21 protein-coding genes are annotated in these 21,901 nt (G+C 69.1%); 5 read left to right on the forward strand and 16 right to left on the reverse strand.

Features of this window, described 5'->3' with window-relative positions; genetic code table 11:
* Nucleotides 1-108: 108 nt before the first annotated feature.
* Nucleotides 109-1,095 (forward strand): Bug family tripartite tricarboxylate transporter substrate binding protein, encoded by a 987-nt coding sequence (locus tag EDC64_RS07625; RefSeq protein WP_132030669.1) that lies wholly within the window; start codon nt 109-111, stop codon nt 1,093-1,095.
* Nucleotides 1,096-1,115: 20 nt separating this feature from the next.
* On the opposite strand, the gene EDC64_RS07630 is transcribed toward EDC64_RS07625, so the two are convergent.
* Nucleotides 1,116-2,024 carry a VOC family protein gene (locus EDC64_RS07630; RefSeq protein WP_132030670.1) on the reverse strand — a complete coding sequence of 303 codons (909 nt, stop codon included), beginning with the start codon at nt 2,022-2,024 and terminating at the stop codon, nt 1,116-1,118.
* A gap of 100 nt (nt 2,025-2,124) precedes the next feature.
* Between EDC64_RS07630 and EDC64_RS07635 the strand changes: the two genes are divergently transcribed.
* A complete protein-coding gene (locus tag EDC64_RS07635; RefSeq protein WP_274594940.1) occupies nt 2,125-3,153 on the forward strand; it encodes an alpha/beta fold hydrolase in 1,029 nt (342 codons plus the stop codon).
* 16 nt (nt 3,154-3,169) lie between these two features.
* Here the strand turns inward: EDC64_RS07635 and EDC64_RS07640 are convergent, their stop codons facing one another.
* The 5 genes from EDC64_RS07640 to EDC64_RS07660 all read right to left on the reverse strand — a co-directional run bounded on the left by EDC64_RS07640 (nt 3,170) and on the right by EDC64_RS07660 (nt 7,696).
* Nucleotides 3,170-3,907: an ABC transporter ATP-binding protein gene (locus EDC64_RS07640; protein WP_132030672.1), complete on the reverse strand. Its 738-nt coding sequence runs from the start codon at nt 3,905-3,907 to the stop codon at nt 3,170-3,172.
* Nucleotides 3,904-4,656 (reverse strand): ABC transporter ATP-binding protein, encoded by a 753-nt coding sequence (locus EDC64_RS07645; RefSeq protein WP_132030792.1) that lies wholly within the window; start codon nt 4,654-4,656, stop codon nt 3,904-3,906. The genes EDC64_RS07640 and EDC64_RS07645 overlap by 4 nt, the downstream gene beginning before the upstream one ends.
* 5 nt (nt 4,657-4,661) lie before the next feature.
* The gene (locus tag EDC64_RS07650; protein WP_132030673.1) at nt 4,662-5,501 is read right to left on the reverse strand and encodes a branched-chain amino acid ABC transporter permease; all 840 of its coding nucleotides are present in this window, start codon (nt 5,499-5,501) and stop codon (nt 4,662-4,664) included.
* Nucleotides 5,498-6,388 carry a branched-chain amino acid ABC transporter permease gene (locus tag EDC64_RS07655; protein WP_132030674.1) on the reverse strand — a complete coding sequence of 297 codons (891 nt, stop codon included), beginning with the start codon at nt 6,386-6,388 and terminating at the stop codon, nt 5,498-5,500. Before EDC64_RS07655 ends, EDC64_RS07650 begins: the two co-directional genes overlap by 4 nt.
* A gap of 114 nt (nt 6,389-6,502) precedes the next feature.
* Nucleotides 6,503-7,696: an ABC transporter substrate-binding protein gene (locus tag EDC64_RS07660; RefSeq protein WP_165933678.1), complete on the reverse strand. Its 1,194-nt coding sequence runs from the start codon at nt 7,694-7,696 to the stop codon at nt 6,503-6,505.
* Between the two features lie 397 nt (nt 7,697-8,093).
* Between EDC64_RS07660 and EDC64_RS07665 the strand changes: the two genes are divergently transcribed.
* Complete coding sequence (locus EDC64_RS07665) at nt 8,094-9,593, forward strand: 4-hydroxyphenylacetate 3-hydroxylase family protein (protein WP_132030676.1); 1,500 nt, start codon at nt 8,094-8,096, stop codon at nt 9,591-9,593.
* 19 nt (nt 9,594-9,612) lie between these two features.
* Here EDC64_RS07665 and EDC64_RS07670 read toward each other — a convergent pair whose 3' ends face one another.
* The 8 genes from EDC64_RS07670 to EDC64_RS07705 form a co-directional block, all read right to left on the reverse strand.
* Nucleotides 9,613-10,965 carry an amidase gene (locus tag EDC64_RS07670; RefSeq protein ID WP_132030677.1) on the reverse strand — a complete coding sequence of 451 codons (1,353 nt, stop codon included), beginning with the start codon at nt 10,963-10,965 and terminating at the stop codon, nt 9,613-9,615.
* A 62-nt stretch (nt 10,966-11,027) separates the two neighbouring features.
* Nucleotides 11,028-11,408 (reverse strand): cupin domain-containing protein, encoded by a 381-nt coding sequence (locus EDC64_RS07675; protein WP_132030678.1) that lies wholly within the window; start codon nt 11,406-11,408, stop codon nt 11,028-11,030.
* A 13-nt stretch (nt 11,409-11,421) separates the two neighbouring features.
* The gene (locus EDC64_RS07680) at nt 11,422-12,906 is read right to left on the reverse strand and encodes a 4-hydroxyphenylacetate 3-hydroxylase family protein (protein WP_132030679.1); all 1,485 of its coding nucleotides are present in this window, start codon (nt 12,904-12,906) and stop codon (nt 11,422-11,424) included.
* Between the two features lie 20 nt (nt 12,907-12,926).
* Nucleotides 12,927-13,436 carry a flavin reductase family protein gene (locus tag EDC64_RS07685; RefSeq protein ID WP_132030680.1) on the reverse strand — a complete coding sequence of 170 codons (510 nt, stop codon included), beginning with the start codon at nt 13,434-13,436 and terminating at the stop codon, nt 12,927-12,929.
* A gap of 438 nt (nt 13,437-13,874) precedes the next feature.
* On the reverse strand, nt 13,875-14,744 hold the full coding sequence (locus EDC64_RS07690) for an ABC transporter permease (RefSeq protein ID WP_132030681.1): 870 nt from the start codon (nt 14,742-14,744) through the stop codon (nt 13,875-13,877).
* Nucleotides 14,734-15,618: an ABC transporter ATP-binding protein gene (locus tag EDC64_RS07695; protein WP_132030682.1), complete on the reverse strand. Its 885-nt coding sequence runs from the start codon at nt 15,616-15,618 to the stop codon at nt 14,734-14,736. Before EDC64_RS07695 ends, EDC64_RS07690 begins: the two co-directional genes overlap by 11 nt.
* Nucleotides 15,619-15,732: 114 nt before the next feature.
* Nucleotides 15,733-16,632, reverse strand: a complete 900-nt coding sequence (locus tag EDC64_RS07700; RefSeq protein WP_132030683.1) for a fumarylacetoacetate hydrolase family protein — start codon at nt 16,630-16,632, stop codon at nt 15,733-15,735.
* A gap of 4 nt (nt 16,633-16,636) precedes the next feature.
* Nucleotides 16,637-17,359 carry a cupin domain-containing protein gene (locus tag EDC64_RS07705; RefSeq protein WP_132030684.1) on the reverse strand — a complete coding sequence of 241 codons (723 nt, stop codon included), beginning with the start codon at nt 17,357-17,359 and terminating at the stop codon, nt 16,637-16,639.
* Between the two features lie 117 nt (nt 17,360-17,476).
* Between EDC64_RS07705 and EDC64_RS07710 the strand changes: the two genes are divergently transcribed.
* Entirely contained in the window at nt 17,477-18,235 is a 759-nt protein-coding gene (locus EDC64_RS07710; RefSeq protein ID WP_132030685.1) for a TetR/AcrR family transcriptional regulator, read from the forward strand.
* A complete protein-coding gene (gene ggt, locus EDC64_RS07715; protein ID WP_338023390.1) occupies nt 18,232-19,827 on the forward strand; it encodes a gamma-glutamyltransferase in 1,596 nt (531 codons plus the stop codon). Before EDC64_RS07710 ends, ggt begins: the two co-directional genes overlap by 4 nt.
* A gap of 61 nt (nt 19,828-19,888) precedes the next feature.
* Here ggt and EDC64_RS07720 read toward each other — a convergent pair whose 3' ends face one another.
* Both EDC64_RS07720 and EDC64_RS07725 read right to left on the reverse strand, forming a co-directional pair.
* Nucleotides 19,889-20,959: an NAD(P)H-dependent flavin oxidoreductase gene (locus EDC64_RS07720; RefSeq protein WP_132030686.1), complete on the reverse strand. Its 1,071-nt coding sequence runs from the start codon at nt 20,957-20,959 to the stop codon at nt 19,889-19,891.
* A 150-nt stretch (nt 20,960-21,109) separates the two neighbouring features.
* Nucleotides 21,110-21,901: an aspartate dehydrogenase gene (locus tag EDC64_RS07725; RefSeq protein WP_132030687.1), complete on the reverse strand. Its 792-nt coding sequence runs from the start codon at nt 21,899-21,901 to the stop codon at nt 21,110-21,112.

The raw sequence follows: 21,901 nt of genomic DNA on the forward strand, positions 1-21,901 counted from the left end.
CATTCTCAAAAACTGGCGGCAAAAAGCCGGACCCGAAAACGGGTTCGGCGGACCGCCGGCAGCTGGGGCCGAAGCCGAGATAAAAACAGTGGGCAAGGGAGCGACGTCATGAAGATGAGGGCATTCATCGCCGGGGCCGGTCTGGCGCTGGTCCTGGGCTGCGCGACCGTGGCACAGGCGCAGGCGCAGGCGCAGACCTATCCGGACCGGCTGATCAAGATCGTGGCCCCGTTCCCGGCCGGCGGGGTCGTCGACGTCCTGTCGCGGGCGCTCGGGCAGGAGCTGTCGAAAGCGCTCGGCCAGCCGGTGATCATCGAAAATCGCCCCGGGGCCGGCGGCAATATCGGCGCGGAGACCGTCGCGAAGGCGCCGCCCGACGGCTACACGCTGATGATGACCTCGCCCGGGATCCAGAGCATCAACCAGTTCCTCTACAAGAAGATGCCGTTCGATCCGGAGACCGCGTTCGCGCCGATTTCGCTCGTCGCCGACATGCCGATGCTGGTGGTGCTGGGCGCGGCCAGTCCCTACACGACCTTGTCCGCCTTCATCGCGGCGGCGAAGGCGAAGCCCGACGGCTTCAATTTCGGATCCGCCGGGTATGGCACGACGGGCCATCTCGGGATGGAATTGTTCGCCTATACCGCGGGAATAAAGCTGCGCCACACGCCCTATAAGGGCGCCGCGCCGGCGGTCAACGACCTGCTCGGCGGCCATATCGACGGCGTCGTCGACAATCCGCCCACCGTCATGGCCCATATCAAATCCGGCGCGCTGCGGGCGCTGGCGGTGGCGGGGCCCGAGCGGCTGACGGCGCTTCCGAACGTGCCGACCTCCACGGAGGCGGGGCTCGCGGACTGGCGCGTCTCGTCCTGGTTCGGCCTCGTGGCCCCGGCGAAGACGCCGCCGGCGATCGTCGACCGGCTCGCGGAGGAAGTCCGCAAGGCGATCGCCCAGCCGGCGATGCGCAAGTTGAGCGACGAACTGGGGCTCGTGCTCGTCGGCGATACGCCGGCCGCGTTCGAAGCCGTCATCAAGCAGGAGCGCAAGAAGTGGGGCGAGCTGATCGCAAAGGCCGGCATCACGCTCGAGTGAATCGTGCGCGGGGCGCCGCCTCAGTCGAGGCGGTGGCCCCCCGCGATGAAGGGAAAGAAGGACTGGGCGCGTTTCACGCGTTCGCTGGGTCCGGGCGTCAGGCCCCAATGGTCGAGACGCCCGGGCGGCCAGCGCCACTCCTCCGGACGGCGGATCTCATAGGTGTCGTCGATCTGCGCCACCTCGCTCGTATATTCGAGCGGCAGCTCTTCCGGGCCGCAGAAATAGGCGAACACATTGTGCCCCGGCCCATGGCGGCCGGGTCCCCATTCCACGGCATGGCCGTGATCGCGAAGGCGCCCGATGCCCCGCATCAGGGATTCCGTGTCCGGCATTTCGAACGCGATGTGGTTGAGATGGGCATTGTCGGAAAAGCCGAGGACGAGGCTGTGATGATCCGGGCCGCAGCGCAGGAAGCGGAACATCCGGGTCTGGTCGGACAGCTCGAAGCCGAGCATCTCGCGCAGGAAACCGAACGCGGTGTCGTTGTCGCGGGCGTTCAGGTTGACATGGGCGAGCTTGGTCGGACGGTCGGCGACCGGCCCGCGGTCGTCGTGCTGCGCCATGCCGTGGACGAGGCTGAAATTGCGCCCTTCCGGATCGACGAGGCCGAACCCATAGCCCCCGCCGGGTCCGCCGAGCGCGCGGGGCGGGCCGTCCACCGCGTGGCCGGCCGCCAGCGCGCGCGCATAAGTCTGGTCGACCGCGGCCGGATTCTGCGCCTCGAGGCGGATGCGGATCAGTCCGCTGCGGTCCGCCTGGCGCAGGCTCAGCACGCTGAAATGCGGGCCGCTGGCGCGCAGATGGACGACCCCGCCAGCCTCCGCGACCATTTCGAGATGCCAGGCGTCCTCGAAGAAGCGCCGCGCCGCCGGAAGGTCGGTGACCGCGATGTCGACCGCCTGCACCGATCGCACGATATTGCCCATGACGGCGTTCTCTCCTTTATCATTTCGAATAAAATGTCCGTATGGGCTGTATATAGTCAAGTAGAATTTTGATCTGAATCGTTATTTCAATATAAATACAATCGAACGCCAAAATACATCGAAGGGGGATGCAATGTTTGAACAGACGGAATCGGATTTCGTCATCGAGAATTTCGAGACCGCCAGTGGTGAGCGCTTCGAAACGCTCCGCCAGCACGCCATGACGATCGGCACGCTGCGGCGCGACGCGGCCGGGCGGATCGACAATGCGGTCCTCCTCCTCCACAACACCACCGGCAGCGGGCGGGAATGGCTCGGGCCGGGCTTAAGCGGGGAATTGTTCGGACCCGGGCAGCCCCTCGATGCCGCGCGCTATTTCCTCATCGTGCCCGATGCGATCGGGTTCGGCCGGTCCAGCAAGCCGAGCGACGGCCTGCGGGCGAAATTTCCCCAATACCGCTATGGCGATATCGTCGCCGCGCAGCATCGTCTGCTGACCGAGGGGCTCGGGGTCGAGCATCTGCGCATGATCGTCGGCCTGTCCATGGGCGGCATGCTCGCCTGGCTGTGGGGCGGCCTGTTCCCCGGCTTCATGGACGCGCTGGTGCCGATCGCCTGCCAGCCGGCGCCGATGAGCGGCCGCAACTGGCTGCAGCGGCGGATGCAGATCGAGCTGATCCGCAACGATCCCGGCTGGCACGGCGGCGATTACACGGTGCAGCCGCGCTATTATGCCCGCGCCCCCTTCGGCGCCCTGATGACCACGAGCCCGGTCCACCTGCAGCGCCTCGCGCCGACGCGGGCCGCCGCCGACGCGCTCTATCAGCAATTCTGCGCGCGGGCGGAGGCGGGCGATGCGAACGACCGGCTCTACCAGCTCGAAGCGTCGATGGATTACGATCCGACCCCGCTTCTGGCGCGGATCGAAGCCCGCATCCTCGCGATCAATTTCGCCGATGACGAACTCAATCCGGCCGCGCTCGGCACCGTGGAGGCCGCCATCGCCGGGCTGAAAGCGGCCCGCGCCGTCATGCTGGCGCCGGGCCCCGAGCCCCGTGGGCACCAGGCGGCGCTGCACGCCGCGCTCTGGAAGGCCGAGCTGCAAGCCTTCGTCGCGGCGTTGGAATAATTCTCCCCGCCGCGCTTTATCCGCCGGATGGGGCCTCCGCCGCGAGGGGGCGGCCGCCGAGGAAGGTCTGGGAGATCACCGGGTCGTCGGCGAGGGCGCGCGCCGGGCCGGATGTGACCACCCGCCCGAGCTCCAGGAGATAGGCCCGGTCGGCGATCTTCAGCGTGTGGCGGGCCTTCTGCTCGACCAGGAGTACGGTCAGTCCGTCGGCGCGCAGCGACGCCACCAGCTCGAAGACAAAGCTCGCCATTTTCGGCGCCAGGCCGAGCGAGGGCTCGTCGAGCAGGAGAAGCCGCGGCCGCGAGAGCAAGGCGCGGGCGATCGCCAGCATCTGCTGCTCGCCGCCCGACAACAGGCTGGCGAGCCCGGCGCGCCGGTCGGCGAGGATCGGGAAACGGTCGTACATGCCGGCGAGGTCGGCGGCGGCCGCGCGCCGGTCGGTCCGGCAATAGGTGCCCATGAGGAGATTTTCCTCGACCGTCATGCGGCCGAGAATGCCGCGCCCCTCCGGCACCAGCGCGATGCCGGCGCGCAGATTGCGCTCCGCCGCGCCGGGGCGCAGCGGCGTCCCGTCGAGCGTCACGCTGCCGCCGAACGGCAGCAGCCCGGCGATCGCCTTGACCGTGGTGGTCTTGCCCGCGCCGTTGGCGCCGATCAAGGCGACGATCTCGCCCGCGCCGATCTCGAGGTCGATGCCGTGCACCGCGCCGATCGGCCCGTAGCTCACGGTGAGCCCGCGCACGCTGAGCATCATGTGTCGGCTCCCAGATAGGCGTCGAGGACGGCCGGGTCGGTGCGCACCGCTTCGGGGGTGCCGTGCGCGATCTGCCGCCCGAAATCGAGCACATGGATGCGGTCGCACAGATTCATCACGAAAGTCATGTCGTGCTCGATGAGCAGGATGGTCAGCCCGTCCGCCCGCAGCCGCATCAGCAGGTGGCGCAATTCGTCCGCCTCCTCGTGGCTCATGCCCGCGATCGGCTCGTCCAGGAGCAGCAGGCGCGGATTTGCGGTGAGGGCGCGGGCCATCTCCACCTTGCGCTGGGTGCCGTAGGGCAGCTCGCGCGCGGGGCGGTCGCGGACCTTTTCGAGGCCGAAGAAGACCAGCGCCTTTTCCGCCTCCCGCCCGGCCTTGGAGCGGGCGAGGCCGGCGGGCAGCAGCCGTCCGAAGACCGACCCGTCGTGCCGCTGCGCGACCAGCAGATGCTCCCAGACCGACATGCTGGAAAACAGCCGAATGTTCTGGAAGGTCCGGGCGATTCCCGCCCGGGCGATCTGGTAGGGCTTGAGGCCGGTCAGGCGCGCCCCGTCGAGATAGATTTCGCCGGCGGTCGGCGTATAGGCGCCGGTGATGACGTTGAACAGCGTCGTCTTGCCGGCGCCGTTGGGGCCGATGACGCCGGTGATCCGCCCGGCGGCGACGTCGAGCGAGACCCCGGACAAAGCCTGGACTCCGCCGAAGGTGCGCGTCACGTCGACCAGAGAGAGGAGGGGGGCGGGCATCGTGCTCAAGAGGCCTGCCTCCGGAAGGTGAGGGCGCGGAACAGGCCGCGATCGAGAATGCCCTGCCGCCGCACCAGCAGAACCAGGACCAGGAGCGTGCCGAACGCCGCGAGGCGCCAGTCGGCGAGGAAGCGCAGGGTCTCCGGCAGCAGGACCAGCAGCACCGCGCCGACCAGAGCGCCGGGCGCGACGGTCGAGCCGCCGAGGATCACCGCCAGAACCAGTTCGATCGAGCGGTCGAAGCCGAAATTGGCGGGCTCGATATAGACGTGGTGGTGGGCGAACAGCCCGCCCGCGACCGCCGCGACCGCCGCGCCGAAGCCGAACGCGCCGATCTTGGTGGCGGTGGTGTTGAGCCCGACGAGGCTCGCCGCGGTCTCGTCGTCATGGGTGGCGCGGATTTCCAGCCACAGCCGGCTGCGTTCCAGAAGCGTGACCAGGACCAGGATCCCGCCCGCCCACAGCCAGATATAGCCGACCGAGACGTGGACCATGCCGCTGAAGCCGCCGGCCCCGCCCATCGGCTCGAAATTGAGGAAGAAGCTGCGCACCATTTCGCCGAAGCCGAGGGTGGCCATGGCGAGATAGATGCCGCGCAGCCGCAAAGCGGGAAAGCCGATCACGATGCCGACCATCCCGGCGGCCAGCGCCGACAAGACCAGCGCGAGCGTGAGGGGGAGGCCGGCCTCGACGGTGAGATAGGAGGCGAGATAGGCGCCGATCCCCATGAACCCGGCATTGCCGAGCGACAGCTGGCCGGTGGCCAGGATGATGTAGACGCTCAGCGCGCCGAGCATGAGGATGCCGGAATCCGCCAGCAAAGCGGCATGATAGGTCGAGATCATACGCGCGGTCCCTGGTCGGAGCGGGCGCCGCCGAGCAGGCCTTGCGGACGCACGAGAAGGATCAGGATCATCAGTCCGTAGACCACGAAGTCGCGGATCTGCGAGCCGCCATAGGCGACGGTGGCGACCTCGGCGAGGCCGATCAGCGGACCGGCCAGAAGCGCGCCCCAGGTCCGGGTGACGCCGCCCACCACCATGACCGCGATCGCCTTCAGCCCGGTCTCGACGCCGATATAGGGCGTGATGGCGGCATAATGCAGACTGATCAGCACGCCGGCCGCACCCGCGAGCAGGCCGGACAGCAGGAAGGCGATGAGCAGGATGCGGTCGGCCCGCACCCCGAGCAGCCGCGCCACGTCGCGGTTTTCGGCGACCGCCCGCAGTGCGCGCCCGAGCGTCGTGTAGCGGATGACGAAGGCGAGCGCCGCCACCATGACGATCGCGGCGCCGATCACCAGAAGCTGCATCGCGCCGATGCTGACCTCGCCGAGGGCGATCCGGGTCGCCAGCATGTCGCCGGGCAATTGGAGCGGATCGGAGCCCCACAGATTGGTGGCGAGGTTCTGGAGGATGATCGAGAAGCCGAGCGTGCTCAGCATCGGCGTGATGAGCGGCGCATTGCGCAGCGGCTCATAGCCGATCTTCTCGATGACCAGCGACAGCGCCGCCGCGGCGAGCATGCCGGCGAGCAGCGCCACCGGCAGCGGCGCGCCGGCGATGATCAGCGTGAAGCCGACATAGCCGCCGATCATGAACAATTCGGCGATCGCCAGATTGAGGATCCCGAGGATCCCCATGACGAGGGAGAAGGACAAGGCGATCAGCGTGTAGACGGCGCCCAACGTCAGACCGTTGATCGCCTGCTGAAGCAAAAGAGTGCCGCTCATAGCATGCCTGCTGCTGCGTCGAAGAGGCAGGACCGGCTGCCGCGAGACGGCCGGCGCGGGGCGAGCGCCGATCCGGCGGGCCCGCGCGGGCCCGCCGGATCGCGGTCGCTTGGCTCAGAGGCCGCAGGCGGCGGGGTTGGGATCGCTGCATTTGTGCAGCTTGTCCGTCCAGACGCCGTTCTTGCCTTCGACGATGTAGAACAGCTTCACCGCGTCGCCATCGGCATTGAACGACACGGGACCGCCGAGCCCCTTGAAGTTCTTCAGCTGGGCCATGTAGTCGCGGATCTTGACGCGGTCGGCTTCCAGGTCTTCGGGCTTGGCGGTGATGCCGGCATTCTTGGCGGCATCGACATACATGCTGACGATCTCATAGATGTTCGCGTCATACATGCTGGGCTCGATTTCGGCCGGCAGGTTGGATTCCTTGCGCAGCAGCGGGGTCAGGGTCGAGACGAACGTCTTCGCCGCCTCGGTCTCCATGCCGGCATAGAAGGTCGCGGGGGCGATGATCGGCATTTCGGGGGCGGCCTTGAGGATCGCCGAGGAAATCAGCTGGGTGGCGCCGACGATCGGCTTCACCAGGCCCTGCCGCTTCATCTCGCGGATCACGGTGACCGCCTGGCTGTAGTCCGCGCTGACGACGACGCCGTCGGGATTGTAGGAGCGCAGCTTCGTCACCTGGGCGCTGACGTCGAGGTCGCCGGTGTTGAAGGACAGCAGGTCGCTGGCATTCAGCACCTCGATGCCGTTCGCGGTCAGGATCGCGGGCATGATCTTGGTGCCCACCGTGGCCGCGGTGGCGTCCTTCGCGTCATAGATGATCGCGACGGTCTTGATGCCGAAGGTCTGCTTGAAATAGGGCACCGTGGTCTGGGCGAGGATCTGCTCGTCGACGGTGTTGCGGAACGCCCAGGGCCGGTTGGCCTTGGCGACGCCGGGCTTCGAGGAGGCCTGGGACGTGCTGACGATGCCGATCTGGTTGGCGACCGGGAACACCACTTCGCAGGCGCTGCTGGTCAAGGGGCCGGCGACCGCCAGAACCTTGTCGTCGCCCGCGAGCTTGCGCAGGGCGTTGGTGGACTGCGCCGGGCGGGCGGCGTCGTCCATGATGGTGATGCGCAGCTTGGCGCCGTTGACGCCGCCGGCATCGTTGATCTGCTTTTCGAGCATTTTGAGGGTGACCGTATTGGTCCGTCCCCATTCGGCGAAGTGGCCGCTGCTCGGTACGATGGCGCCGATGGCGATTTCGCGCCCGGCCAGGGCCTGCGCCTCGGCTTCATTGCTCGACGCGACCGCCAAACCCAAGACGAGAGATGCGCAGAGCGCAATTTTTTCAACACGCCCGTTCAGTATAGCCAATGTCGTATCCCCTCTTTTTAGTTTGACGTGCGGCGCGCAGCGCGGTCTCGACGCTTCGTCCTGGGCGGATACTGTGCTTTGCCCGGGGCCGAACGGAATCTGGTCAAGGCGCGCGAAAGCGATACACGGCCAATATAATTAGCAAACACGAAAAGCTTCGGCAAGAAGGGAAATGCTGCGTGCCGCGCCAATTTCCTCCGCCGGCGCGCCGCCCCGCCGCCGTCCCGCCGACCCGCGGGGTCGGATCCGTCACAATTTTACTTGCAAAATTAGCTAATATGAGCAGTAATTGACCCAAGAGGCGCGCCGTCCGTGCCCGCACGCCCACCGGGGAGCCAGCACCATGAACGATGTCAGACCCACTTTGTCCCCGGTCAAGACCGGCGCCGAGCATATCGCCAGCGTCCGGGACGGACGCGCGGTCTATCTCGACGGCGAATGGGTTCCGGACGTCGCGACCCACCAAGCCTATCGCAACGCGGTCGCGACCTCCGGGCGGCTTTACGATTATCAGGCCGCGCCGGAAAATCTGGAGCGCATGACGTTCGACATCGGCGATGGCCGCCGCGTCAGCCGCGCCTGGCAATTGCCCACCAGCTATGGCGAGCTGGTCGAGCGCCGCAAGGCGCTGGTCGAATGGTCCGAACTGACCTGCGGCTTCATCGGCCGGTCGCCGGACCACGTCGCCTCCTCGGTCGCCGGGCAGATCATGGGGATCGAGGTGTTCGAGCGCCACGGCGCCAAGCGCGCCGCCGCGCTGCGCGACTGGTTCGACTATGCCCGGCGCAACGACCTGTTCCTGACCTATGTGATCAACAACGTCCAGGGCGACCGCTCCAAGGCGTTCGGCGACCAGGGGGCCGCCGCCGCGGACATGGTGGCGCGCATCGTCGACGAGGATTCCGAGGGCATCACCATCCGCGGCGCCAAGCTGTTCGCCACCAGTGCGATCATGGCGAACGAGATCTTCGTCGGTTCGGGCCAGCCGCTGAAGCCGGGCGAGGAGCATCTCGCCTTCGCCTGCGCGCTGCCGATGAACGCGAAGGGCATGAAGCTCCTGTCCCGCAAGTCGTTCGAGGCGCATGCGGTGAGCGAATACGACAATCCGCTCGCCTATCGCTATGACGAGAACGATGCGCTGGTGTTCTTCGACGACGTGAAGGTGCCGTGGGAACGGGTGTTCGTCTATCGCGACACCGACATGTGCCGGGCCCAGCTGCACGACACCCCGGCCCACATCTATCAGAATTACCAGGCGCAGATCCGCCTCTCGGTGAAGCTGCGCTTCCTGGTCGGGCTGGCGCGCTCGGTGGCGGAGATCATCGGCACGGTGAATTTCCCGCCGGTGCGCGACGCGCTCGGCCGCCTCGCTGCGCAGGCGAGCCTGATCGAGGGCATGGTCTACGGCATGGAGGCCGGCGGCGGCATGCGCGGCGCCTATTATCTGCCGAGCCGCACCTTGCTCTATGCGGCGCAGGTGCACTCGCAGGAGATTTATCCGCAGGTGATCGCGGCGCTGCGCGAACTGGCCGGCGGGGCGCTGCTGATGCTGCCCTCCTCGGTGCAGGATTTCGCCAATGCCGACCTCTCACACATCATCGACGCGACGCAGATCTCCCCCGCGATGAGCGGGCGCGACCGGGTGAAGGTGCTGAAGCTCGCCTGGGACGCGGTCGGATCGGAATTCGCCTCGCGCCATCTCCAGTACGAGATGTTCTATGCCGGCGCGCAATATGTCACGCGCGGCCATTCCTACCGCACCTATGACTGGGACCGCGCGGTCGGCATGAGCCGGGACATGGTCTCCGGCTACGAGGTCGAGGATTTCCTGACCAAAAGATGACGGGCCAGGGGCTGAGGGATCAGAGGCGCAGCGCCTCGATCCCGGCGGCGATGGCGAGGATCCGCCGGTCCGCGCCGCCCGCCCCCGCCAGCATCAGGCCGACCGGGGCGCCGCCGGTCGCCGCGATCGGCAGGGAGATGGCGCAGCCGTCGATCATGTTGATCAAAGTCGGGTTGCGCAAAGCGGCGAGATTGGCGGTGGCATAGGCCGCGTCGTCCTGCGCCAGAGCCGCGATCGGCGGCGGCAGGAGCGGCGCCGTCGGCAGGACCAGCGCATCATAGGGCGCGAGCCGCACGGCGGCGTCCGCGATCAAAGCGCGCCGCGCCGCCAGCATGTCGAGATAATCGGCCGCGGAGAGGTCGGCGCCGCGCCGGATCCGCACGGAAACGCGCGGGTCGTAGCCGTCGCCCTTCTCGGCCAGAAGCTGGCGCTGGGCGGCGTAGCATTCCGCCGCGGTGAAGCCGCCTTTGGCATTGATGCCGGCGATCGCGGAAAATTCCGGGACCGGCGCCGAGACCAGGATCGCCCCGGCCCGCGCGAGCGCCCGGAGCGCCGCCTCGAACGCCTCGGCCACCACCGGCTCGAGGCCGTCCAGCGCGACATTGGTCGGCACCAGCAGCCGCAGGCCGGCGACCGGCAGCGGCGCGAGCGGTTCGGGCTCGCCGCCGGCGAGCAGCGCGTCGAGCGCCGCGCAGCAGGCGACCGAGCGCGCCAGGGGGCCGATCGAATCGAGCGACGGCGATAACGGGAAGGCGCCGTCGAGCGGCACGCGCCGGGCCGTCGGCTTGAACCCGACGAGGCCGCAGAAGGCGGCGGGGATGCGGCACGAGCCGCCGGTGTCGGTGCCGAGCGCGGCGTGCGCCATGCCGTCCGCCACCGCCACCGCGCCGCCCGAGGTCGAGCCGCCCGAGACCCGGCCGACGGCGCGCTCGAACGGCGCGCGCGGATCGCCGTAATGCGGGTTCATGCCGAGGCCGGAATAAGCGAATTCGGTCATGTTGGTGCGGCCGATGGCGACGAAGCCGGCGCGCCGCAGCCGCGCGACCGCCGGGGCGTCGGCGGACGCCGGCGGCCGGTCGGCGAGCACCCGGGAACCCGCCGTCGTCACCTGCCCGGCGACGTCGAACAGGTCCTTGATCGCGATCGGGATGCCGGCGAAGCGCGAAGGCGCGGCGCCGGCCCGGCGCAGCGCATCCTGCCCGTCCGCCGCGGCCCGGGCGCCGGCCGCGTCGACCAGGGTGAAGGCGCGCCCGCCCTCGCCGTCCGGCGCGGCGATGCGCGCGAGGCAATCTTCCACAAGGGCGCGGGCGGTCGTCGCGCCGGCGGCGAGATCGTCCGCGAGCTTCGACAAGGTCGGCAAAGAGGGGGACATGGCAGGCCGCAGATCAGGAGGCGCCGGGGCCGGCGCGGGGCGGGGTTCGCGGATTGGCGGGATCAGACGGGATCGAAATAATGGATCTCGAACAGGATGCAGCCGCCTTCCGACTTGAACGGACCGTGAAAGGCGCCGGGCGGACGCACGGCATAGGTGAAGGGCGCGAAGCTCTCCCCGCCTTTGCCCTCGGCATCGTTGCCGACTGTGAGGTCGCCGGAGACCAGGAACACCTCTTCCCAATAGTCGTGCACGAACGGCGCGGTGGTGAATTCCCCGGCGTCGAAGCGCAGCAGGCGCGAGCGCGAGCCGCTTTTGTTCGCCTCGTCGAGCGCGCCGGACAGGATCTTCTGCTGGATCCCCTTGGGATAGCCGGGCGGCACTTCCCAGCCCGTCGCGAGGTCGACGGTGCGGAATTCGTCGTGGATCTTGTTGATGGCCATTGGGATCTCCGGTCTATTCGGCGGCCCGGCCGAGGGCCGGCACGATTTCGTCTTCAAGCTCGTAGCTCGACAGCATGCGGTCCAGCAAGGCGCCGGCCGCCGCCCAGTCGTAGGTGCGGTAGGAATGGCCCTTCACCACGAAGCTCGCCCCGGCATAGAACATTTCGTACTGGGTATGGCGCGAGGCGAATTCCGAGCCGACCGCGTCCCAGGCGAGCTTGTAGAACTTCACCTTCTCCCGCGCGCTGGCGGCGGGCGACTGCTGGGTCTTCGCGATCAGCCGGGCGAGCTCGGGATCCTCGAAATCCTGCACCGAGGAGGGCAGCATGATCATGCCGCCGCCCGCCAGTTCGCGCAGGGTGGCAATGAACTTGCCGTAGAGCTGCTGGGCCAGCGTCTGGGCGGCATAGAGGGTGTGGCGGTCGGGCACGAAATAGCGCCCGTGCCGCGTGCCCTTCGCCTCCATGGCGGTGACGAAGGCATCCACCATGGCGGCCTCGGCGGCGAGCTGGCCGAGGGTCTCCTTGACCTGCGGAAAGACCGTCGTGCCGTTGATCTCGGCGATGCGGCGGGCGATGGCGAGCAGGAAGCGCAGCTTCACCGAGAGCCGGATCTGCGCCTGGTAGTTCTGATAGACGTGCGCCGGCGTGCCGTGGAACTGCTTCGCCGTCATCTCGATGCTGCCGGCGACGAACACCCGGTCCCACGGCACCTTGACGTCGTCGAAATAGAGCACCGCGTCGTTCTCGTCGAAGCGGCTCGACAGCGGATTGTCGAACACCGAGGGCGCGGCCGCCTCGTAGGATTTGCGCGACAGGATCTTCAGCCCTTTGGCGTTCATCGGCACCGCGAACGACACCGCATAGCGCTCGTCGCCGGGCTGGAGCGGCTGGATGCAGGTGACGAACACCTCGTTCGCCATGATGCCGCCGGTCGCGAGCATCTTGGCGCCGCGCACCGTGATGCCCTCCGCGTCCTGGTCGACGATCCCGGTGGAAAGATAAGGATCGTCCTGCGCCGCCGCGCTCTTGGAGCGGTCGGCCTGGGGATTGATGATGACGTAGGTCAGATAGAGATCGTTGTCGCGGGCGTAGCGGTAATAGTCCGCGAGGGCCCGCGCCCGCGCCGGGTCGTGCGCCTCGAACGCGTCCAGCCCCATATACATGCCGGAAATGCAGGAGGCGACGTGGTCCGGCGCGCGGCCGAGGAAGCCGGCATGCAGCTCGGTCCAGGCTTCGAGGCCGGCGCGGCGCGTCTTCAGGTCCTCGTAGCTCTCCGGCAATTGCCAGATCCGGTTGGCGCGGGTGCCGGTGTCGGTCTCGAACGTCATCAGCGCGCGATTTTCCGGCGCGCTCTGGAAATCGAACATGCGGCCGACCGAGGCGATCGCGCCGCGAAAGGCGGGATCGACCGTGGCGTCGCGGACGCGGCGGCCGTCGAGGAAGATGTCCCGCCCGTCCCTGAGGCTGGCGATGTGTTCGGCTCCGGTCTTGATCATAGCGGGCTCCGTTCGGCGCTTCAGCCGGCTGCACCCGCCGCGAGGGCGTGGTAACGGCCACCGAAAAAGATGAGGGGCTCGCCCTCCTGCGCGGTCGAGAAGCGCAGGACGCGGGCGAGGAAGATTTCGTGGTCGCCGCCGTCATGGCGGGCATAGGGGGCGCATTCGAAATGGGCGATGGCGCCGTCCAGCAGCGGGGCGTCGTTGCCGCCGCGCCGATGCTCGACCTCCTGCCACTTGTCGGCGAGCGCGCGGGCAAAGCGGTTGGACAAATGCTGCTGATCCTGCGCCAGGATGTTGATGCCGAACCCGGTCGCCGCGCGCATCGCCGGCAGCGAATGGGCGGTGCGGGCGACCGAGAACAGGACCAGAGGCGGGTCGAGCGAGACCGAGTTGAACGAACTCATGGTCATGCCGACCACGGTGCCGTCCGGCGTTCCCGCCGTGACGATGGCGACACCGGTCGCAAAGCGACCCAGGGCCTGGCGGAAGGCCCGCGGGTCGAAATCAGCGTCACGCGCGATCTGCATGAGCCAATCCCTATTAGCTTGAGAGAATATCTTTGTTCCGAAGATATTATCAACGCCAAATCGGGTCAAGGCGGATTTCGCGGCGGGTCCGCGCGGCGCGCGTCCGGCGCGAACCAGGCGCGGGCGCGGGCCGAGGTCGTGTGATCCGGCACCGCGCCGCCGCTCAATATCAAGAGCGCACAGCGCCTTTTGCGGCCGGCTTGATGCAGCTCATCGCGCCCCGCTCGGGAGAACGATCCGGTCGGGTGGATCCCAACCCGAGCGGATCGTCGCCGAAGTCCCGGCGAGGGGGGCGTTCGTGTCAGGGCTGCCCCCCTCGCCCCTCCCCCGGCCGATCCGGTTGCCCGGGCCGGCCACTTGGGGAAGGAGCCTGAAGCGGGTGCGGCCGGCCATCGCGCCGGTCGCACCCGCTAATTCCAAAAGCGCAGGCGTCGGCGCCTACGAGTCCGCGTCCAGCCGGTCGTGCACCGGCGCCCAGAACAGCAGGCGTCCGCGGGCGAAGGCGACGGCGCGCTGGAGCGCGATGCCCATCACCGCCAGGATCACCAGCGCCGCCAGCGAGCCGGCGATGTCGAGGGCCGCATTGCGGCTGAGGATCAGCACGCCGAGCCCCGAATTGCCGCCGACGAACTCGCCGACCACGGCCCCCAGGATCGAATAGACCGCGGCCATTTCGAGTCCGGCGAAGACATAGGGCAGGGCGCTCGGAAACTTGACCATCCGGAACGTGGTCCAGCGCTTCGCCTTCAGGCTGGCCATCAGCTCGATCCGGTCGCGCTCCACGCTGGAAAGGCCCGCCGCCGTATTGATCAGCAGCGGGAAGAAGGTCAGCAGGACGCCGAGCAGGACCTTGGATTCGATGCCGAAGCCGAACCAGACCACGAACAGCGGCGCCAGGGCCACCTTCGGCACGCTCTGGAGTCCGATCACATACGGCAGGGCCAGCCGCCGCACGCCCTTGAACTCGACCACCATGGCGCCGGCGAAGATGCCGAAGGCGCTGCCGAGCACGAAGGAGAGGAGCGCCTCGGTCAAGGTCGTGGCGATGTTGACGTAATATTGCGACGGCGACAAAAACGGCGGCGCAAAGCCCCGCACCAGAGCGGTGAAGATTTGCGAGGGCGGCGGCAGGACATAATCCGGCACGCGGAAGTAGCGCAGCCCGAATTCGAGCGCCAGCATCAGGATGATGAAGGAGAGCACGCCGAGATGGCGGTCGATCAGCCCGGCGATGCTGAAGGGGGCGCGGGCGGGCAGCGTATCGGCCGGAGGGGGCGTGTCCGCCGAGGCCTTGACGTCAGTCGACATGGGGCCGCTCCTTACCGCCGATTCCAAACAGGCCGCGGATGTGCCGCACCGCCTCGGCGAAGGCCGGCTCCGACATCGTGTCGAGATCGCGCGGGCGGGGAAGGTCGACCTTGATCTCCTCGACGATGCGCCCGGGCCGCGCGCTCATCACCAGCACCCGGTCGGCCAGGAACACCGCCTCGGGAATCGAATGGGTGATCAGGAAGATGGTCTTGCCGCTCTCGCGCCAGATCCGCTGAAGCTCCAAATTCATGGTGTCGCGGGTCATGGCGTCGAGCGCCCCGAACGGCTCGTCCATGAGCAGGATGGAGGGGTCGTGCAGCAAGGCACGGGTGATCGAACAGCGCTGCTGCATCCCGCCCGACAATTCATTGGGATAGGACGAGGCGAACTGCTCGAGGCCGACCATGCGCAGCAGATCGTGGGCGCGCGCCTCGGCCGCCTTCGGATCGAGCCCCAGCACCTGCGCCGGCAGCAGCGTGTTCTGCAGGACGGTGCGCCACGGCAGCAGGACCGGCGCCTGGAACACCAGGCCGAGCCGGTTCTGCGCGTCGCTCGGCGGCTTGCCGCGGACCGCGACCGTCCCGACGGAATGGGCGACGATGCCGGCGAGGATCTTCAGAAGGGTCGACTTGCCGCAGCCGGACGGGCCGACGATGCAGACGAACTCGCCCTCCTCGACGGTGAAGCTGATGTCGTCCAGCGCGAGGACGGTCCCCTCCCGCTTGGAGCGGTAGGTCTTCGACAGGCCCCTGACCTCGATGGTCGGAGGCACCGCCGCCGAAGGTCCGGCCGCATTGTCCCGCGCATGCGTCGGGATTGCCCCGCCGCGTGCGTCCGGAGCCGTGCGTGCCGTTGCCTGGCGTGCGTTCATGTGTCCGGTTCCCCTTGTTTTTGGCCGTGACGCGTGAACTCGTTCATCTGGTCCCGCACCGGACCGGCGCGGAGTCGAAGGGCCGCCGATTTCGGCCGGCGGCCCGGTGCCGGGTCAGGCGACCGCCCGGACCTGGTTGCGCAGGATGCCGACGCCGCCGACTTCCGCTTCCACGATGTCGCCGTCGACCAGCCAGCGCTGCGGGGTCATGCCGAGCGCGACGCCCGCCGGGGTTCCGGTCGCGACGATGTCGCCGGGCTCCAGGGTGAGGCCCTGCGAGAGCACGGAGACGATGGTCGCGACGTCGAACAGAAGGTCGGACGTGGAGGAATCCTGGCGCGTCTCGCCATTCACCCGCAGCGTCACCCGCCGTCCCGAAGGATCCCCGAACGCATCCGCGGTGACGATCCAGGGTCCGACCGGGCAATAGGTGTCGAGCCCCTTGCCCTTGAACCATTGATGATGCCGCTTCTGCAGGTCGCGCGCGGTCACGTCGTTGAGCACGGTGTAGCCGAACACGGCCGACATCGCCTCCGCGACCGGAATGTCGCGGCAGGTCTTGCCGATGACGAGCGCCAGCTCGACCTCGTAATCGAGCTGATCGGTGAGGCGCGTGTCGAGGCGGATGTCGGCGTCGGGGCCGACGACCGCGGTGCTCGGCTTGGAGAAGAATTCCGGCACCGTCGGGAAGACCAGCGGCACGCCGCGGGCGCGGGCGCCTTCCTCGATATGGGCCTTGTAATTGCGGCCGACGCAGAAGACGTTCTTCTTCGGCCGGGGGATCGGCGCGAGCAATGCGGTCTCGGCCAGCGGCTGCCAGCACGCTGCGGCCGCCGAGGCGACGAGCGCGGCGAGCCGGTCGAGGGCCTCCGCGCCGGCCTCGATCAGGTCCTGCATGGCGGCGGGCACAACAATGCCGGCCTGCGCCGCCGCAGCCGCGACATCCAGCACGCGGTCGTCGACGACGACGCCGAGGGCGGGCGTTCCGGATCGGGAATAGGTGACGAGGCGCATCGGATTACTCTTTGACCGTCGTGAAGGCGGCGGGGATGTGGAATTCGAGGAAGCTCGCTTCCGTCACGCCCTCGGCGCAGCGCAGGCTGTGCACGTCTCCGGCGCGGAAGACCGTGGCATCGCCGGGCCGCACGACCACTTCCTTGCCGTCCACGACGAAGGTGATGGCGCCGTCGAGCAGCAGGAACATGCTCTCGGCGTCGGGGTGGTGATGCAGCGCGGTGACCGTGTCGCGCTCGTATTCCACGATCATCGCGTGGCCGCGCTGCGATTTCGAGGCTTCCTTGCTGACGATGTAGAAGCGCTTCTTCTTCTGCTCCGGCACCACGACGAGGGGGAGCTGATCGCGCGGGCGCACGTCGAGGCCGCCGCCGAAGCCGGCGAGGCCGGAGGCGACGCCCTGGGGCGGGGCGAGCACCTGCAGCAGTTCGCTCTCGCCGTCGAACATATTGGCGAGGGCGACCGTGGTGCCCTCCTCGATGACGGCGCTCGCCTGGAGCGCCAGATCGTGATCCGTCCCGTTCACCGTGAGGCGCACCGCGCCGCGCACGACGAACAGATAGCCGTCGGAGCCCGCCGGCACCGTCACGTCCAGGGTCGCCCCGGCCGCGAGGCGCAGAACCTTGGCGTCCATCCAGCGGGTTTCGCCCGCCGTTACGGAGGCGCCCGCCACACCGGCGGCGACCTCTTCACCCGGCAGATCCGCCAGGCGCACCACTCGTGCCATGCAATTCCTCCGTCCGGCCCTTCGGGCCGGCAACACACCTTCAACGAAAGCCAGTCTTCAAATTGTGCACGGCTTGGGGTAGAAGTCAAAACGGACGTTTGAATTTTTTGCGAGAGCATGAGCGCCCCACCCTCGGCACGGACCGCATCCGCCCCCCTCACCCCCGCCCGCAAAGCGCGGGAGCGGGACGTTCCTCCGCAGCTGGTCCACGACCCGCACGAGACCCGGCTGCGTCTGCTCGATGCGGCGGAGGCGCTGTTCGCCGAGCACGGATACAAAGGCGTGTCGCTGCGGACCATCACCGGCAAAGCCGGGGTGAATCTCGCGGCGGCGCACTATCATTTCCGCAACAAGGAAGGGCTCTACCGGGCGGTGTTCGAGCGCCGCGTCGGCCCGATGAACACCGAGCGCGACACCCTGCTCGCCGCGTGCGTCGCGGCGGAGGCGCAGACCGGCGCGCTCGACGTCGCGGCGGTCCTCGACGCCTTTATCGGCCCCTCGCTGCGGGTCGGCGCGTTGCCGGGGGGCGAGACCTTCCGCCGCCTCTCGGGACGCGCCGCGGCCGATCCCTCGCCGGAGGTGCGGCGCGTGGTCTACGAGCTCTACGACCCGGTCGCGATGCGCTTCGTCGAGGTTCTCACGCGCGCCTGCCCGCATCTGACGCGGGAGGATCTGTTCTGGCGGCTTGCCTGCGCCTATGGCGCGATGATGTATGTGCGGGCCGACAGCGGACGCCTTCAGCGCCTGCTCGGCGACGATCTCAGCATGGCCGACAGCGCGGCGGCCATGCACCACCTCATCCCGATGCTGACGGCGGGCTTCGCGCTTCCCTCTTTGTCCGCACCGCCGGCCGAGAAGAAGAAAAAAGCCAAATGATGTTCCGCGACCTGTTCGGCCCCGGCCGCTCCACCGTCCATTCCACCCATGCGATGGCGGCGACGTCGCATCCGCTCGCCACCGCCACGGCGCTCGACGTGCTGCGCGCGGGCGGCAATGCGGTCGATGCCGGGATCGCGGCCTGCGCCGTGCTCGCGGTCGTCGAACCCCAGATGACCGGGATCGGCGGCGACTGCTTCTGCCTCCTGGCGAAGGCGGGCGTGCCGCCCGTAATCGCCTATAACGGCTCCGGCCGCGCCCCCGCCGGGGCGACGCTCGCGCGCTATCGGGCGGCGGGGATCGCGGCGATCGACCCGCTCGGGCCGCACGCCGTGACCATTCCCGGCGCGATCGAAGCCTGGCACCGCCTCGCCACCGACCACGGCACGATGCCGTTCGGCGTGCTGCTGGAGCCGGCGGCGCAGCTCGCCAGCGAAGGCCATCCGCTGCACGAGCGCGTGGTGTTCGACCTGCGCGCCTTCCTCGCCAAGGTGAAGCGCGCCGAAGGCTTCGCCGACCTGATCCTCGATGCCGGCGAACTGCCGCGCCCCGGCCGGCTCTACACCAACCGCGCTTTGGGCCAGAGCCTGCGGGACATCGCCCGGGACGGACCGGACGCCTTCTATCGCGGCGCCATCGCGCAGCATTTGAGCGATTTCCTCGCCGCGCGCGGCGGCTTCCAGACCCCCGCCGATTTCGCGGCGCATGCCGGCGCCTATGTCGCCCCGGTGCGCGCCGATTATCGCGGCCACGAGGTCTATCAGTGCCCGCCCAACGGCCAGGGCATCATCACGCTCCTCTTGCTGCGCATCCTCTCGCATATCGACGTCGCGAAGGACGCGCCGCTGAGCCCCGAGCGCTTCCACACCTTGATGGAAGCGGCGCGCATCGCTTTTTCGGTGCGCGACGCCTGGCTCGCGGATCCCGAGCATTATCCGGTGCCGTGGGAGCGCTTCCTCGACGATGCCTTCACCTTGGCCGCGGCGCAGCGCATCCGGCCCGATTCTGTGGTGGATGTCGGCGGGCCGATCGATCTGCCGGAGCACAAGGATACGGTCTATCTGACGGTCGTCGACCGCGACCGCACCGCCTTCTCGCTGATCAATTCGCTGTTCGAGCCGTTCGGCAGCGCGCTCTACGAGCCGCAGACCGGCATCCTGCTGCAGAATCGCGGCCGCTCCTTCACGCTGCAGGAGGGCCACCCGAACGTCGTCGCGCCGGGCAAGCGTCCGATGCACACCATCATTCCCGGCATGGTGCTGAAGGACGGCAAGGTGCTCTATTCCTACGGCGTGATGGGCGGCCATTTCCAGCCCGTCGGCCATGCCACGCTGCTGTCGAACCTGATCGATTACGGCATGGACATGCAGCAGGCGGCCGATGCGGCGCGCTGCTTCCCGCAGGACGGCAAGGTGATGGTCGAGCCGACCGTGCCGGCGGCGACGCGGGCACGCCTCGCCGAGATCGGCCATGTCGTCGAGCTGCGCGCCGACCCGATCGGCGGCGCCCAGGCGATCCGCATCGATCCCGACAGCGGCGTCCTGTCCGGCTGCTCCGATCCCCGCAAGGACGGCTGCGCGCTGGGCTTCTGATCTATCGAGGGTTTGGAGACTGATTCGCCGATCCGGTTGATCAACCGGATCGGATCAGGCTCTAAGCGAGAGCGGCGCGGGCGCCGTCCCACAGGCGGCGCACGACGTCGCCGGCCGGCTCGGCCTTGGCGAGGCCTGCCGCCTGGCCGGCCCAGGCCTGCATGCGCGCGACGTCGTTGGCCTTTGCGGCCGCGCCGCGCATCGCCGCGGTGAGGCCGCGCTGGACCGGGTAGGGCGCCGGCGCGGGCGCGTCGGGGGCGGTGGCGGCGCGGACATAATCGGTCGCGAGGCTGCGTCCCGCACGGCCGCTGAACGCCCGGCTGACCCGCGTGTCCTCCGGCGCGGTCCGGCCCAGCGCGTCGGCCCAGGCCGAGGGGATGCCCGCTTCGGGCGTGCGCAGGAAGCCGGTGCCGATCTGCGCCGCGCTCGCTCCGAGCGCGAGGGCGGCGGCGACGCCGCGCCCGTCGCCGATCCCGCCGGTCGCCACCACCGGCAGACGGACCGCATCGACGATCGCCGGCACCAGAGCCAGGAGGCCGACCATGTCCCGCTCGGCGGCGGCGGCGTCGAAGCAGCCGCGATGGCCGCCCGCCTCGGCGCCCTGCGCCACGATGACGTCGGCGCCCGCCGCCTCCGCCGCCCGCGCCTCGGCGAGCGTCGAGACATTGGCGAACCAGGGGATGCCGCGCGCCTTCAGGCGCGCCACGAAGTCCGGCGGGAACAGGCCCATCACCGAGGACACCGCCGTGGGCGCGGCGGCCAGCATCGCCGCGCATTGCGCGGCGAAATCGGGCGGCACGGCATCGCCCGCCGCGGCGGGAACCTCAGGACCGAAGCCGCCGAGAAAGGCACGGATGCGCGCCTCCTGATCGGCGTCGCGGCGTGGCGCGGGATCGGGAATCCAGATATTGAGCTGGAAGGCGCCGGGCGTTCCCGCGCGCACCGTCTCGGCCCAGGCGCGGATGTCGTCCGGCGGCATCAGCAGCACACCGCAGGCGCCGAGCCCGCCGGCATTCGCGACCGCGATCGACAAAGCCGGCGCGGGGACGCCGGCCATCGGCCCGAGCAGGATCGGCACGCGCAGGCCGAACCGGGAACAGAAGGCCTCGGCCCGTTGCAAGGGGGTCGTCATGCGCGCACCTCGTCCGGCTTGGCCGGGGGCGCTGCCCCGCGGCCCGAGCGCGCGTGCCCGAAGCACGGCACCCTAAATTAGGCCGCCACTCTGGTCGGGGACGCACGCGCGGGCAAGCCCGTCCGGGTGGCAGGTGTCAGATGGCGGATGTCAGACCACCACCCGCGCGCCGAGATTGAGAATGGCCCGGGCGAGGCTCAGCGGCGCGAGGTAGGAGGTCTTGGGATTGGCCGCGAGCGGGCGGGCGAGCACCGCGACCGACAAGTCGCCGAACGCGCCCTTGGCCTCCAGAAGGTGACGGTTGCCGGCGGCATCCGGGTCCGCCATCAGCGTGACCTCGGTGCGTGTGAAGCCGATCCCGGCCAAAGCGGCGGCGGCGACGACATTGGCGTTCTGCGGGAAGGCGAGCGCCGCCTCGCGGGCATTGCCCTCGAAGAAGATCGTCGGTTCGACGATCGAATCGAGGTCGATCAGGTCCTGCGCCGCCGTGCCGCGCCAGGCGCGCGGCGCCTTGCGCGAGACGTAGCGCACGGACTCGAGCCCGCCGTGCCGCGCCGCGGCGAGCGCGTCGAGCCCCGCCAGCGCTCCGGCGGGAATGACCAGCCGTCCCCCGGTTCGCGCCGCCGCCCGCAAGTCCGCCTCGGTAGCGGGGTCCGCGAGCGCGCCGACCGAGGCGATCACCAGATCGAGCCCCGCCGCGAGGCAGGCCGGCCCGTGCTGCCGCAGGCCGGCATGGCCGGCGCATTCGACCGCCACGTCGGGCGCGGCGGCCGCGAATGCGGCGGGATCGGCCGTGACCAGGGTACCGGCCGGCAGCGCGGCGGCGATCCGGTCGATCGATCCCGGCCGCGCCAGCACCGCCGCGACCGCCGCCCCCTCCGCTTCCAGGAGCGGGCGCAAGGCGGCCGCCATGGCGCCGTATCCGATGAGGCCGATCCGCAT

The sequence above is a fragment of the Aquabacter spiritensis genome (assembly GCF_004346185.1).
Taxonomy (GTDB): domain Bacteria; phylum Pseudomonadota; class Alphaproteobacteria; order Rhizobiales; family Xanthobacteraceae; genus Aquabacter; species Aquabacter spiritensis.